Source organism: Lysinibacillus sp. FSL P4-0201, from assembly GCF_038593425.1.
Lineage (GTDB): Bacteria > Bacillota > Bacilli > Bacillales_A > Planococcaceae > Lysinibacillus > Lysinibacillus capsici.
On the sequence record NZ_CP151995.1, the window covers coordinates 161,819 to 176,725 of the forward strand.

Here is a 14,907-nt window from a genome sequence, read left to right on the forward strand (position 1 = left end):
AACAAGAAAAGGGCAATGACTTATAAACAGTCATATGCCCTTTTTGTTCGTTCAATTAAATAAGTAATAGGCTGATGCTGACAAAGGGTAATGTCCACTTGAGGATACATGAAGGTTATTTCCTCTGTAAACATCTTTAAAATGAGTGGATTATGTTTGATGGCACCACCATTACAATATAGAGTAAATGGTGTATTCTGATAGTTAATTTTTTTCAATACAGCGTTTGCTAGAATAGCTAGTTCGTGGGCTGCTTGTTGAGATATTTCGATGGCACAAGCATCTTCTTGCTCGACTGCCTTTGCCACAAAGGAACCCATCTTGGCCAGTTGTGCATTGGTATAGGAAGGGCGGAAGAGCCATTCAGCGAGCTCTGTAACATCTTGTATACCTAAAGATTGATAGACGGCTTCCTTTAAGATTGTTGGTTTCCCACGACCATCCTCCATTTTAAATATAGCTCTTACGACTTCCTGCCCTAACCAATACCCACTTCCCTCATCGCCAGCCCGATGTCCCCAACCCCCTACACGTACAATTCGTTGCCCATCAAAGGCATAGGCAATAGCTCCTGTTCCAGCGATGAGTAGTGCACCTGCCTGTCCAGCAGTCACACCTAATAGTGTGGCCTCCGCATCATTTTCAATAATCAGCGTATCGATTTGTAGCTGTGTGGTCTGAAGAGCATTTTGAACAATGGCCACGACGGTTGAATGATCCTTCGGAGAATCAATGCCAGCTAAAGCAAAGGTAGCTACAGCAATTTGAGAATTAGGATACTTTTGCAAAAATGTTTCAACATTTGCTAAAAGCTCTTGTAAGATTGCTGTAGCTGATTCAACACCAATGGCTTGATAATTAGAGCCTTTAGCGGATATAGAATATTCAATGTCACCAGATTCAGCATGAACAACAGCACATGCTGTTTTTGTCGCCCCACCATCAATAATTAATAACCATTGCTTCATTGATTCCATTCCTCTAGAAAGGCTGTTAGTTCTTTTTCTGCTTCAATAATGGAACTTTCCTTTAAGCGAATCCATTCATAAAAATCATGGGCATTCAGTTTGGAGCGTTCAAGAGCAGCTTTCATAGTGGCTGGAGCGGGTCCACCGAGTAATGTTCGTACACCAACAAAAGATTCTGGTTTTAATGTTTTATAGAAATCCTCTTCTGAAATAGTTAATTCCTTGCCCGTGATCAATTTCGATTGTGTATTTGCAAGTCCCCATGTAAGACTAGCTAATGATTCCTCTCCATGAGCAAGTAGAACCTTAATACATTTACTAACAATACTATGTGCTTGACGGAAGGAAATGCCCTCTGAACGGACTAATGTATCAGCTAGCTCAGTGACATTCGCAAAGCTATTTTCAGCGCGATTTTTTAACTTCTTCTTATTGACATCCATTGTAACAACAAGCGAACCAAACAACTTATAAATACCAATTAAGCGGTCAATGGCACGCCATAAATAAGGCTGCATATCATCCTCAGTGTCTACGATATCGCCAAAAGGTGTATTATGTACCATCTGTAATACTGTACTTGCATCTCCTACAACCGCAGATAGTAATGAGCGTGTATGTTCTATAGAAACAGGATTACGCTTTTGAGGCATAATAGAGCTTATTTGCACATATGGACTTGCGAGTGTAAACGCATTAAACTCCTGAGTAGCCCATAATAGAAAATCTTGAGAAGTACGGCCAAGATTAAGTGCTGCAAGCTGTACAATACTTGCAGCCTCAGCTATATAATCTGCTCCTGCAACCGCATCCCATGCATTTTCGATAATATCATCAAAGGCTAGTAGATCACGCATACGTTCTCTACTAATATTAAAGCCTGTCGTTGTTAAGGCAGCGGCTCCCATACTGCTACGATTGACGGTTTTATAGACATGCTGCATTCGTTCAAAATCACGCTCTAGCTGATCGATCACGGCCTTTAAATAATGGGCGAAGGTTGTAGGCTGGGCCTGCTGTGTATGTGTGTAGCCAATCATAATGGTATCGATATGTTCCTCTGCAGCAGCGATTAAATCATCACGTAATGTTAGTAACTCTCGCATTAATAGTAATAATTTTTTTCTTAATGTCATTCGATAGATGGCAATACCCATATCATTTCGGCTTCTGCCAATGTGAAGATTTCCAGCAACATCTCCAGCAAGCTCTATTAATTTATTTTCAATGCGGAAAAATAAATCCTCATATTGGGGACTGTAATCCTCTAAACGATAATAATTTAAGTCAATTTTTTTTAGAGCTATCCCAATTTGCTTTGCTTCATCTTTTTTTACAAGTCCTTGTTCTTCTAACATTTTTAAATGAGCAATATTGATTTGTAGCATAATTGTTAAAAAATTTTTCTTTGCCTCATCATAAGCTGGCTGTAAAACGATTTTTCGATAGATGTTAGAAGGGAATATCATCCCATCTTCCAGCTGTGTTTTATTGCGAAAATCTTCAAACATTGTCATGGCCCCCTAATAGATTGGCAGCTAGATGGCTGTTCCAGCACTGCCTTTTGATAGTTTTTCAGAAATAATAAGGACAACTAAAATTAAACAAATTTGTAAGACACCATAAGCACAGGCGGTCCCAAATTTAAATGCATACAATTTTTGGAATATCGCTACAGACAATGGAATAGTGGATGTACTGTAAATTAGAATGGATGCAACAAATTCACCAAAGCTTTGCACGAGGGCTAAGAGTGTCCCTGCTAAAATCCCGGTGAATGTTAAAGGCACGACAATACGTCTAAATGTATACCACCAGTTGGCTCCTAAGCCACGTGATGCCTCTTCAATCGATTGATCTAGCTGTACAAGAGAGGCGGATGTTGATCGAAAAACAAGTGGTAAATGTCGAATAAAGTAGGCTAATGGCAAAATCCAAAATGTCCCGATCAATACTTGATTAAAACTAAAGATACTTTCTGTACTAAAAGCAGCAATTAAATTAACAGCAACAACTGTTCCTGGCAAAGCCCAAGGTACCATTATCAAAATATCGAGCAAGGTTTTCCCTTTAAAATTTAAGCGCACCATAGCATAAGCAGCCGCGACACCAAAGATGATATTGCCCAGTGTTGCAATGACACCCATTTGAATGGAGTTCCAAATAGGCCGCCATGTGCGCTCATCGGTAAAAAGGGCAATATAATGATCAATTGTATAGTCGGTCGGGAGAATTTGCGTTTTCCAAGCGCCATCCACAGAAAAAGAGATCAATATCAGCACTAAAATAGGCAGTATCAATATTAATGTGCCAACAAAAGAAGCAATTGTTGCTATAATTTTTACCTTTTTTGAGGATACCTCTGAACGATGAACACTAATTCCCTTACTTAGATTTTGATAATTTCTGCGATTTTGATACCAGCGCATAATGATTAAAAAAGTGATAGATACAAAAGATAATATCATCGACTGTGTTGCAGCCATCTCAAGATTCCCATTTGTACGTGATAAATAAATTTGCATCGTCATAGTACGCTCTACACCAAACATCAAAGGTGCAGTATAAGAAGCCATAGAAATCATAAACACCAATAAGGATGAGGCAACAATAGAAGGTGTGAGCATTGGTAAAATAACCTTTGTCCATACGCGAATACGCCCTGCACCCAGACTAGTAGCTGCCTCTTCAAGAGCAGGATCAAGCCCCTTAATGGCAGCAGAGGCAGTCAAATAGAAGTACGTATACATTGTGAATGTATGAACAACGATGACACCCCATATTCCCTTCAAGGCAAAAGGAACGTGATCCAACCCAAATAGATGCTGAAAAATTCGTGGAAAAATCCCGCTATCACCATATAAAAATGAAAAGGACAAAACACCTACTAGAGGAGGAAGTGCCATTGGAACCAAAACTAAAACAGACAATATCCGTCTCCCAGGGAAATTATAGCGTTCTAGTAAAAAGGCCATTGTTACCCCAACAAGTGCACAGCAAATAACACTGATGAATGAAATATAAATACTGGTCCACAAGGCCTCTAAATTTGCTGGACTAGCTATATCAAAAAATTTCTTATAGTGCAAGAATGCTTCATCGCCAGCAAAGCTTTGGATGAAAGTTTGATAGAAGGGGTAAACCACATAGGCGAATAACACTAAAAATAATGGCGATATTAAAACATAGACAAACCAATTGGCATGAAAAATTCGCGTCCACGTACTTTCAGACTGTCTCTCCATATTGGCTTCCTCCTATTCCCCTAAAAAGTATAGTGAATCTTGTGCCATATGGATTGTAATATCTTCACCGATCTTTTTGATTTGGTCATAAGAATTAATAAGCATTACTTTAAGTGAGAACGCAGTAAAATCTACAATGTAATTAACGCTAATACCTGTGAATTCAACAAATGTAATTTTTCCTGTTAATGTGTTTTCACCAGTACCAAGTCGAATCGATTCTGGACGAATAGAAATAAATGCTTTGTCTCCAATCATATGCGTTAAAGAGGGAGAGCTTTGTTGCTTTCGCCCAGTTAAATTATGTCCATTCACTGTTCGTACTTGTACATTTTCCCCATCAATAGCTTGGATTGAGCATTCAATTAAATTAGTTTCACCAATAAAATTTGCCACAAAACGATCCTTGGGTTGATGATAAATTTCCTGAGGAGTACCAATTTGTTTGATATAGCCATTTTCCATGACCATAATTCGATCCGACATAGACATGGCCTCCATTTGATCGTGAGTAACGTATATCGTTGTGACTCCAAGCTCAGATTGGATTCGTTTGATTTCAATACGTGTTTCCTCACGCAATTTTGCATCTAGATTGGATAGAGGTTCATCAAGCAATAAAATATCTGGCTCTATCACGAGTGCTCTAGCTAAAGCAACACGTTGCTGCTGTCCACCAGATAGCTCATTTATTTTTCTGTTGCCGTAAGCAGCAAGATGCACTTGGCCTCTAATTCGATCAACCTTGTGCTGAATCTCAGCTTTTGAAAATTTTCGAACTTGTAAACCAAATGCAATATTCTCATCAACTGTCATATGGGGGAAAAGGGCATAATTTTGAAATACCATGCCGATATTGCGCTTATTGGGCTGAAGTCGAGTGACATCTCGCTCATCAAAAAGAATTTTGCCTTTAGTAGGGTAATAAAAGCCTGCAAGCATCCTTAAAGTGGTTGTTTTGCCACAGCCGCTAGGACCGAGAAAGGTAAAAAATTCACCAGCTTTTATTTCAAGATTTAAGTCTTTCACGCCATACACTTGACCAAATTGCTTCGAGACATTTTCAATTCTGACACTTCTCAATCATTAGCTCCTCTCTAACAAAGAATCTAGATGATACAGGAAGGTAAAAATTCGCTGTATAAGCCGAATTTTTACCCGTTCTACTATTTACCGCGCCCTTTAATATTGTTATCCCAGTATTCCATCCATTCTGCTTCTTTGTCAGACATTAGCTGCCAATCAATATCAAATGTTTTTAAATCTAATTCCTGATACCATTCTGGCATGGAGGCTTTGTCGATATCAGAACGTGTAGGAATTTGATAGTAATCATTAGCTAATTGTGTTACCATCTCTTTTTCAAATAAAAACTCTACAAATAGTTTCGCATTTTCTAGGTTTTTCGCATTGTTTACAACTGCTACACCGTCTACTAAAATAGGTGCTCCACTTTTAGGATAAATATAATCAAAAGGATAATCTGTCGTATATTTTTTTAACAAAATATCTTGTAGATTCCATAGGGAGACACTGCCTTCTTGACGTGTTAGCTTTAAATACAAGGCATTAGGGTCTTGTGTGTACTCCTTTGTATTGGCATCTAATTGTAGTAACCATTCATAGCCTTTATCTGGTGAATCTGCATCTTGCCGTACAATCATGGAAGAATAAATCGTACGCATTGTGCCTGACGCCAGTACACCTCTGATTAAAATTTGATCCTTCCATTTAGGATCTAATAAGTCATCCCAGTCCTGTGGACCAGTTTCTTTTGTTAGTAAATCACTATTAATCATAATTACTTCTGGTAACAGCATCTCGCCGAACCATCGTCCTTCAACATCTTTGTGTGTGGTATCAATAGCGTCAATAAAGCTCGGCTGCCAAGCATGTAGTAAGTCTTCATTGGCGCCAACAATGAGCGCTGATTGGGTTCCGCCCCACCAAAAATCTGCTTGAGGATTGGCTTTCTCTCCACGAAGACGTTCTAAAATTTGTTGAGCACCCATCGTTAGAAATTCTACTTCAATGTCTGGATATTTTTCATTAAACTGATCGATCACATTTTGCACCATTTCTTCGTCACGTCCAGTGTAAATTACTAGCTTGCCTGAAGGCGACGTTGCTGCTACTTCTGTTTTTTTACCATCCGATGCCTCGTCATTATTTGCTGCATCATTTGTAGAATTTTGCTGATCTTTGCCATTACAAGCAGCTAAAACGAAAAGCATTAACATAAGGAAAAAACCAAGAATATAGGCTTTTTTCATCAACTTCCCCTTTCTTAAAGTAAGTTACTTGCATATTGCAGTATAATACCGAAGGGGAACATTAATGTTAGAATTATTAAAAAATTACATTTGCATTCATCATAGCGAAGTGCATAATGGTAAGCAATGGCATTTCATTAAAGTTCAAAAAAACTCCTTAAAAAGGAATCATTCCATTTTTAAGGAGTTTTTTGTCGTTTTATGAATGTGCTTCTAATAAGCTATCCTTTTGTTGACGTTGTGCAACAATGGTTGGCAGCATCATACCAGCAATCACCAGTACAATCCCGATAATTTGTACAGCAGTTAAAGGTTCATGCAAAACAATAACAGAAACAGTAACAGCCACTGGTAATTCAATGGCACTTAAAATAGAAGCAAGCGCACCACCGATTTTAGGGATAGCAATTGAAAATAGATAAATCGGTAAAATGATACCGAAAAGACCTAGTGCTAGTCCGTATTTCCACAGGCCGTGCATGAATAGTTTACCGTTCCAAATAACCTCGGGGCTTAGGAAAATACTGATCAAAATAAGGGCTACAGAGGAAACGATTAATACCCTTGATGTGGTAGTCACGCCCTCGACGGGTCGAGAATTAAATTGAATAAAACATGCAAAAGTAACGGCTGCTGTAAAACCGAATAGCCATCCTTGAATAGGAATGTCACTTAAATCTACATTTAATACACCTGCAGCTAGAATCGTTCCTATAAATAAGATAACGATTGAAATTACTTCAGGTCTACTTGGTAATCTTTTATGGAGGGCACAATCAATCAGTAGACCAATCCATGTAAATTGGAATAACATGACTACTGCAAGAGAAGCAGGAAGATACTTTAAAGATTCTCCGTACACGATACCTGTTGTCCCTGTAAAAATTCCCGCGCATATTAAAATAAGTAAGCCCTTCTTGGACGGTTTTGGTAATTTTCTGTCAGTAAAAATAAAGATGGATATTACGAGTAAAAAGCCAATAATATATTGGCTTGATACAGCCTCCGCTGATGTAAAGCCATGCTGCATAGCTACTTTGACAATAGTTGACAAGATCCCGTAACTACTAGATGCAATAACAATCAAAAGAGGGTAAATCAAATTGTTTTTCATATATTAGTTATTCACTTCCTAAAACTGTTTAACCATATGGTGAAAAGGCTCATCAATAATTGACCAAGGCTCCGTAATAACAAAGCCTAGTCGTTCATAAAGACGGCGAGCTTCTTCTTTTTGGGTTTCAACATTTAAAGATAATTTTGTATAGCCACGCTGCTTTGTCAGCTCTTCAGCAAATTGTAATAGCAATGTTCCGATTCCTTTACCACGTGCAGCTGGTGCAACACAAACTGTATCAATGTAAGCCTCATCTTCATGGGCTTCTTGGTCAATAACAATGGATGGCGCATTTTTTGCTTCAAGCCATTTAACAAGGTTAGCGTCCATGTGAACGGCTTGTTCGCCGTGATAATAAACGAGAATCCCCAAAATCTGTTCATTTTCAGTAGCGACAAAAGTATTTAAATAAGAATGTCGATTGTCTTCTTGGTGAAAAAGAACAGTCAGCTCTTGTATAACAGCCTCCGTTGATTGCTCACCAGTTAAGCGATTAGCAATATCGCCAATGGCGTCGATAATTAAAGGCACAACGGCATGGGCATCTTGTGGTTGCGCTTGTCGAATTGTAATACTCATTTTGATAATCCCTACCTTTCTATAGGCAAGTATAACAAAGATAGGGGATGACTCAAGTTATCCATCCTCTCATAAAGAAATCCCAAAAGTAAAAACCTTTATAGAATGACAATTTTCGTGTTAATCTATAATGACTAGACTTTCAGGAGGACTATCATGACAAAGCAAGAGAAGGATTTTATATTAGTCTATGGAGATGCTTTTATTGACTATATTGCTGATGATGTAACAAACACATCATTTACTAAATATATGGGTGGCGCAACGGTCAATGTTGCAGCGGGTATTAGCCGCATTGGTGCGCCTTCCGCATTAATTACAATTACGGGGGATGACGAGGGCTCGCAATTTGTGCGAGATGGGCTTGCCCAAGAGGGTGTGAAACTGGATTATGCCGTATTTGATCCAGCAAAACGAGTAAGTGGTGTATATGTGCATCTAACAGAAGCATGTGAGCGAATTTTTAAGGATTATGTTGATGAAACACCTGATTTACAAGTTGAACCATCACAGCTAAATGAAGCAGCTTTTAAGCATGCCTCTGCTTTAACGGTGTGTTCAGGCACAATGTTCCATCCAACAGCTCTTGCTACAACACGAGCAGCAGTAGAAATGGCTAAGGACAAGGGTGCGATTATTGCAATGGATGCAAATATTCGTCCTTTACGTTGGAGTAGTGAAGAAATTTGTCGAGATACGATTACATCATTTTTCGAGGATGTCGATATTTTAAAGGTGACGGATGATGAGCTATTCTTCCTAACAGAGACAAGTAGCTTAGAAGAAGGTATCGAGCAATTAAATAGCTATTTAGTGCCTATTATTTTAATTACCGTAGGAGAAAACGGGACTTATGCAGTCCTTAATGGTGAAGTTATCCATGTACCTACTGAGAAAGTAGTGCCTGTGGATACAACAGGTGCGGGAGATGCATTTATGGCAGGTGTCCTACGTGATGTCCATTACAATGGTTTACCTACAACAAAAGAAGAACTAGTGCGTTGTACAAGCTTTGGCAACAAATTAGGAGCTTTTGCCGCAACAAAAGCAGGTGCTTTAACGGCTCTACCATATTATGAGGATATTAAGCATTTACTAAAATAAAACATGTGAGGCGTGGAGAATATGGGGAAAGACTACGATGTTTTAGTAAAGGATCAACTGTTCTTTGGCGGTGCAAAAGATGCAGAGGCTGCATTTACACAAGAATCCGTTGATGTTGTGATAGATGTTCGTGTTCAAGGACTATCCCCTCAAGACCAGGAGACAGTTCCTTATTCTTATAAACATATGCCTATAGCAGATGAAGATAGTGAGGTAGCATCATCCATCCAACAAGTCGCGCAAGAAGTTGCTATAGCCTTTGAGACAGGGCAGAAAGTATATGTCCACTGTGGAAGTGGTGGTGGACGTGCAGGTGTTGCAGCTACTGCTATATTAATGGAGTTGGGTATGGCTGATTCATTAGAAGCAGCACAGGCAGCTGTCAAAAAAGCTCGTCCAGTGGTGACGATACGCCCTAAAATGGAAGACGCGCTGCAAAAACTTTATAAATAATTGAGAAGATGTACTAATTAAGGTACATCTTTTTTTATGATGTAAGAGATACTTTGTTCTATACATATTAGAACAAAGTTGTTATAGTTAATGTATAACAACTAATGAGGTGATCTGTATGATGGAGGAATTAGCAAAAGTTCCATGGGCAGTAATAGCACCGCTCATCATCGTTCAAATTATTTTGATGATTGTAGCACTTATTGATTTACGAAAAATTCATGCAACAAACGGCCCTAAAATTCTTTGGGTGTTTATTATTCTTTTTGCTAATCTATTTGGATCAATTGCGTACTTTATAGTGGGGAGAAAGCAGTCATGACAACTTTACTTCAAGTTATAGGTTTGACCAAGCAATTTGCAGAGCACAAAGTTGTAGATGCTATTCATTTTAACTTAGAGGAAAAAACTTCTACGGCTTTAATTGGTCCAAATGGAGCTGGCAAGACAACCACTTTATCTATGTTAACGGGGCTTTTAAGACCGACTGCTGGCAATGTAAAGATGCTAGGTAATGATTTACGTGCGAATATAGGTTTTTTACCCCAATATCCACAATTTCATCCTTGGTTAACTGCGTTAGAGTTTACAGAAATGGCTGCAAAATTGAATGGTGTAGCAGCCAAAAAGGCTAAATTAGAAGCACAAAAAACCTTAGAATTTGTAGGGTTAGGGGACGTCCAACATAAAAAAATAGCCTCTTTTTCAGGTGGAATGAAGCAGCGACTGGGTATTTCCCAAGCAATAGTGCATAAGCCTAAATTACTGCTATTAGACGAACCTGTTTCAGCTTTAGATCCAGTCGGCCGTAGAGAAGTACTTGATTTATTAAAAGGACTACAGCAAGAGACGACTATTTTATACTCAACGCATATTTTAAATGATGCTGAAGAAATGACAGATCAACTATTATTCTTGCAAAATGGAAAACTAGTAGAGCAGGGAACATTACGTGAAGTACGGCAACGTTTTGATGAGCAAAATTATGTCATTGAATTTGGCAGTGAAGAAGAGGCTAAGCTTTTTGCAAATTCCTCTAATCATGTAATAGGTTGTAATGTGTATATTGAGATCGTGAATGAAGAGCCGACGATGAAAATGTTGCTTCAACGGTTAAGTGAATGTCCTTATACAATTAGAAAGGTAGAGCGACAGACAGCATCTTTGGAAGAAATTTTCATGAAGGTGGCGAAAAAGGCATGAGAGGATTCAATGTACTTCTGCAAAAGGAATTTAGAGAAGCATGGCGGAGTTGGAAGTTTCTATGGATTCCTCTAGTGTTTGCTCTGCTTGGAATGAGTGATCCACTAACAAACTATTATATGATGGATATTTTAAATGCTGTTGGAAATGTTCCAGAGGGCTTTGAAATGTTGATGCCAGAATTAATGCCACTGGATTTAATTCAAGCTTCTATCGGGCAATTTCAAACAATTGGCTTGTTGGTGATGGTGGCTTCGTTTGTAGGAGCTGTCAGTAAGGAACGTGCTAATGGTATGGCAACATTACTATATGCTCGGCCTATATCATTTGGCGCATATTTTTTGAGTAAATTTGTTGTTATGAGCACCATTTGTTTTGTTAGTATTTTAGCTGGGTTTGGTGCAAGTGTCTATTATACAACTATTCTATATGGAACGTTGGACGTGGGTGCACTGTTAGTAAGCTTTTCTACGTACTATATTTGGTTGCTATTTGTGATAGCTGTTACGTTAATGATGAGTGCCAGCTTTAAAACAGTTATTGCTACAACATGTGCATTTACAGTGATCTTTGTTGGGCAAATTATCGATATGATTATAGGAATCTTTTGGACAATATCACCGTGGAAACTAGCAAGCTACGGAATTGCAAAATTTCGAGGGACAATAGATATGTCAGATTACTGGTGGAGCTTAGTCATTACGCTAGCATTGACAATTATCTGCATCGGCATTGGTATCGTGATGATGAAAAGAAATGCGTCTATGACAAAAATCTGAAGAGAAAACGGTAAAAATGGATTTTTACCGTTTTTTATTTTAAATCATCCTACCATTTATAAGCAAAATCAATCCTACAAAGAACATAATCCAAGAAAGGGTCGAGCTTGTTCTTTGATCAAAAAGCGTTTGAATTTTTCTTAAAGGTTTATTCATAAATCGGCGGAATAATAGATGTAAGCATAGTAGGATGATCCCTGGTGCAATCATTACTAAATTGTATCCTGCCAATAAAGGTAACCATTCATAAAACACTATTTGATTACTCGTTAAAATACCTATTGCCGCGAAATAAGGAAGAGCGGTTGCAACTTCTAAAATAGAAGTTGTGAAACCTAAAGCTACCATAGAGCTGACATGTAAAGATTTTGGTTTAGGGGATCCATTTGCCTTTCTTTTTGGAACTAACCAACTGCCAATAAATAAAATTCCCCCTACCATGGTCATGATTAATCGAGCTGAGTAACTATCTAGCAAATTAGAAATAGGGTTGAATATGACACCTAGACCTAACATTAAAAAAATCCCAGTACTAAAGTAAAACAAACCAACAGTCATTAAATAGGTTAATAAAAGGCGGATCTGCTGTTTTTTAGCCACAAGCAATACATAGACTGATACACCAATTATAGAAGGACTAAACATGTCTAACAAAGCTAAGGTACCAATCAGTAGCAACATTTCTATGTTCATGATTGTGACTTTCCTAACGCCTGTTTTTTTGTTTCATAAACATGAAAAGCCTGCTCTATAAAATGTAGAAATTCTTCCTCTAAAGGATATAATCCTATTTGTTCAGATTTATAAGTAGATTTTCTTATCGTCCACATCTTCTCTAAAAATTCATCATTTCCGTTATATTCTACCTCGGCTTTTTCCATCATTCGTTTAATAATAAACTGCACGGAATCGGCTTCAGGGCTTTCCTTATGAAGCTGCTTTAATTGACCTAATAAACCAATCCACTCTAAAGAATTAGGATCATTTTTATTTAAATTGGGTAATTTTGCAAATAATTCCATTTCTGTAGCTGCAAAAATCTGCTGGCGGAAGGCTTGCTTATTATCTCGTTCTTGATTTGAAAGCTTAATGTACTTTTGGATAAGGGACTCTGTCAACCCACCTTCGATAGACGAAGCATTCTTTAATCCAAGAATAGTGTTCTTCATTTGCTGTAGTTTCTTTTGCTCTTCTGCTACAAAAGCTAACTGATGGTCTAAACTTGCTTCCCAGTTCCATGAATTATTGATAAGCGTCTGAATTTCTTTCAACTTGAAGCCCAATGCCTTTAAAAATACAATCTGTTGTAACGTTTTGAGTTCGTTCTCTCCGTAAATCCTATGTCCCCCCTCAGTCTTTGCTATAGGAAGTAACAAGCCGATCTCCTCATAGTAACGTAACGTTCGAACAGAAATGCCAGTTTGTTTTGATACATTGTGAATCGTAATCAAGGTAATCACTCCTCCTCTCTGTTAATGACATTATATAAAATGACGTAACGTCACTTTCAAGAGGGATTGTAAAACTCCTTTCTTGGAATCTCTATAACTTAGGAATATAATGGGTGTGTAACTCGAAATTTGTCAAATAACTCGGAAAATATATAGACTACTATAGAAAGAAGGGACATGAAAAGTGGGAACTGAAAATTCCGATCGTTTCCTGACAGCGTTTAATCGAATAGATCATAGACTGAGAGATATTGTAGGTGCGAAGGATTTTATGCCTTTTTATCGGCTGATTGATCAAGCAAAGAAAAAGGATGTCTTGGTGAAGAAATATGAAGATGATCTCCGCTCATATGCAGACTTACGAAATGCGATTGTGCATCATCGTACATCATTACATTATGTGATTGCAGAGCCACATACTGATGTTGTAGAACGAATTGAATACATAGATGCTACCCTTGCTAAGCCAACGCTTGTGGGGCAAATGTTCCGTAAAAGAGTATTGATTTTTCAAGAAAATGATTCTTTAAAACATGTTTTAAAAGTGATACGTCAGCGCAAATATACACAATTTCCTGTTTATTATAATAAGCAGTTTAAGGGGCTCATCACAACAGTAGGAATCACAAATTGGCTTGCGTCAAAGATGGGTGGTGATCATTTACCGAAAAGAATACCAACACTGCATGATATCTTATTGCATGAGAAAAATAGAGTGAATTACAAATTTGTCAGTAGAACGATATCCATCTATGAGGCTGAGGAAATATTTAAACAAGGAGTCGAAAGAGGGAGACGCTTTGAGGCATTATTAATAACGGAGCATGGTCAACCACATCAAAGATTACTCGGTATTATTACGCCCTTAGATATTGTCAAAATTGATTAACAAAAAAACGAGACTAGACAAGCAATTAAGGGCTTGAATGTCTCGCTTTATCTTTTAAGCTGATGTACAAGGAACCATTTGTTTGGACTTGAGCAAAATAAACTTCTTCTACAGAATGCACATTTTGCTTTTTCAATTTCTTTATTACCCAGTCTTCTGTCAGCTCAAGTTCAACAATATTCTCGGTAATAAGTTGACCATCAGAAATAACTTCTGTAGGAAGGTAGGTAGGTGGTGATACATCGGCTTTAACATCCTGCTTTGTAGCCACTTGTTCAGAGGTTTTTTGTAGCACACTGAGCTTTCCATTCGTTTCTAGTAAAGCATACTCAACGTCCTGTACGGAGAAAATGGCTTGTTCACGTAACATCATTGTAAGCTCATCTAGATGAAGACGGTTTTTTTGTAGTGCTGATTCTAATATAAGACCCTTTTGAATAACAATTGTTGGTTTATCATCAATGAGAACGCGTGCTTTTTTAGATTTAATCGTAATAACGGTCATCAAATACGTTAAAGCACTCCACCAAACGAGAGAAATCAAACCATCTAAAAATGGTGTTTCTTCCTGAGAGGCAATTTCTGAAGCGATCGACCCAAATGTAATACCTGTAATGTAATGGAAAAACGTTAACTGGCCTAATTGTTTTTTACCAAGTAGACGTGCCAGAATTAGTAAGGCAAAAAACGAAAGTGTTGTTCGTAGAATCATTTCCCAAAAGTGAGCATGAATAAAGCTTTCCATGCATATATCAACTCCTTTTACAGCTGTCGAACTATAGCTTGTGCAAAATGGTCGATAGTATGCGACAATCATTTTTAAACAAAATAAGAGTGAGGTGGCAA

At 37.9% G+C, this 14,907-nt stretch carries 16 protein-coding genes; 6 read left to right on the forward strand and 10 right to left on the reverse strand.

Annotated features, from left to right (window positions below):
• Positions 1-20: 20 nt before the first annotated feature.
• The 7 genes from MKY76_RS00800 to MKY76_RS00830 form a co-directional block, all read right to left on the reverse strand.
• The gene (locus tag MKY76_RS00800; protein ID WP_342557255.1) at positions 21-968 is read right to left on the reverse strand and encodes a BadF/BadG/BcrA/BcrD ATPase family protein; all 948 of its coding nucleotides are present in this window, start codon (positions 966-968) and stop codon (positions 21-23) included.
• Positions 965-2,479, reverse strand: a complete 1,515-nt coding sequence (gene argH, locus MKY76_RS00805; RefSeq protein ID WP_054548557.1) for an argininosuccinate lyase — start codon at positions 2,477-2,479, stop codon at positions 965-967. The genes MKY76_RS00800 and argH overlap by 4 nt, the downstream gene beginning before the upstream one ends.
• Positions 2,480-2,506: 27 nt before the next feature.
• Positions 2,507-4,213: an iron ABC transporter permease gene (locus MKY76_RS00810; RefSeq protein ID WP_342557256.1), complete on the reverse strand. Its 1,707-nt coding sequence runs from the start codon at positions 4,211-4,213 to the stop codon at positions 2,507-2,509.
• Between the two features lie 12 nt (positions 4,214-4,225).
• The gene (locus MKY76_RS00815; protein ID WP_342557257.1) at positions 4,226-5,296 is read right to left on the reverse strand and encodes an ABC transporter ATP-binding protein; all 1,071 of its coding nucleotides are present in this window, start codon (positions 5,294-5,296) and stop codon (positions 4,226-4,228) included.
• Positions 5,297-5,379: 83 nt separating this feature from the next.
• Entirely contained in the window at positions 5,380-6,486 is a 1,107-nt protein-coding gene (locus MKY76_RS00820) for an extracellular solute-binding protein (protein WP_112117038.1), read from the reverse strand.
• Between the two features lie 199 nt (positions 6,487-6,685).
• The gene (locus MKY76_RS00825; protein WP_257962174.1) at positions 6,686-7,600 is read right to left on the reverse strand and encodes a DMT family transporter; all 915 of its coding nucleotides are present in this window, start codon (positions 7,598-7,600) and stop codon (positions 6,686-6,688) included.
• 18 nt (positions 7,601-7,618) lie between these two features.
• Entirely contained in the window at positions 7,619-8,182 is a 564-nt protein-coding gene (locus MKY76_RS00830) for a GNAT family N-acetyltransferase (protein ID WP_066038452.1), read from the reverse strand.
• 156 nt (positions 8,183-8,338) lie between these two features.
• Between MKY76_RS00830 and MKY76_RS00835 the strand changes: the two genes are divergently transcribed.
• The 5 genes from MKY76_RS00835 to MKY76_RS00855 all read left to right on the forward strand — a co-directional run bounded on the left by MKY76_RS00835 (position 8,339) and on the right by MKY76_RS00855 (position 11,721).
• Positions 8,339-9,286 (forward strand): carbohydrate kinase, encoded by a 948-nt coding sequence (locus tag MKY76_RS00835; RefSeq protein ID WP_054548551.1) that lies wholly within the window; start codon positions 8,339-8,341, stop codon positions 9,284-9,286.
• 21 nt (positions 9,287-9,307) lie between these two features.
• Positions 9,308-9,739, forward strand: a complete 432-nt coding sequence (locus MKY76_RS00840; protein WP_066038453.1) for a dual specificity protein phosphatase family protein — start codon at positions 9,308-9,310, stop codon at positions 9,737-9,739.
• A 118-nt stretch (positions 9,740-9,857) separates the two neighbouring features.
• Entirely contained in the window at positions 9,858-10,061 is a 204-nt protein-coding gene (locus tag MKY76_RS00845; protein ID WP_081010918.1) for a PLD nuclease N-terminal domain-containing protein, read from the forward strand.
• The gene (locus MKY76_RS00850; RefSeq protein WP_048395781.1) at positions 10,058-10,942 is read left to right on the forward strand and encodes an ABC transporter ATP-binding protein; all 885 of its coding nucleotides are present in this window, start codon (positions 10,058-10,060) and stop codon (positions 10,940-10,942) included. Before MKY76_RS00845 ends, MKY76_RS00850 begins: the two co-directional genes overlap by 4 nt.
• Positions 10,939-11,721 carry an ABC transporter permease subunit gene (locus MKY76_RS00855; protein WP_281217389.1) on the forward strand — a complete coding sequence of 261 codons (783 nt, stop codon included), beginning with the start codon at positions 10,939-10,941 and terminating at the stop codon, positions 11,719-11,721. Before MKY76_RS00850 ends, MKY76_RS00855 begins: the two co-directional genes overlap by 4 nt.
• A 39-nt stretch (positions 11,722-11,760) precedes the next feature.
• Here the strand turns inward: MKY76_RS00855 and MKY76_RS00860 are convergent, their stop codons facing one another.
• Positions 11,761-12,414 (reverse strand): GAP family protein, encoded by a 654-nt coding sequence (locus tag MKY76_RS00860; protein WP_066038455.1) that lies wholly within the window; start codon positions 12,412-12,414, stop codon positions 11,761-11,763.
• Complete coding sequence (locus MKY76_RS00865) at positions 12,411-13,181, reverse strand: MerR family transcriptional regulator (RefSeq protein ID WP_342557258.1); 771 nt, start codon at positions 13,179-13,181, stop codon at positions 12,411-12,413. The genes MKY76_RS00860 and MKY76_RS00865 overlap by 4 nt, the downstream gene beginning before the upstream one ends.
• A 175-nt stretch (positions 13,182-13,356) precedes the next feature.
• On the opposite strand from MKY76_RS00865, the gene MKY76_RS00870 reads away from it, so the two are divergent.
• Positions 13,357-14,061, forward strand: coding sequence for a CBS domain-containing protein (locus MKY76_RS00870; protein ID WP_048395772.1), 705 nt, complete (start codon positions 13,357-13,359; stop codon positions 14,059-14,061).
• A 25-nt stretch (positions 14,062-14,086) separates the two neighbouring features.
• Here MKY76_RS00870 and MKY76_RS00875 read toward each other — a convergent pair whose 3' ends face one another.
• Positions 14,087-14,806: a DUF421 domain-containing protein gene (locus MKY76_RS00875; protein WP_082148191.1), complete on the reverse strand. Its 720-nt coding sequence runs from the start codon at positions 14,804-14,806 to the stop codon at positions 14,087-14,089.
• Positions 14,807-14,907 lie beyond the last annotated feature (101 nt).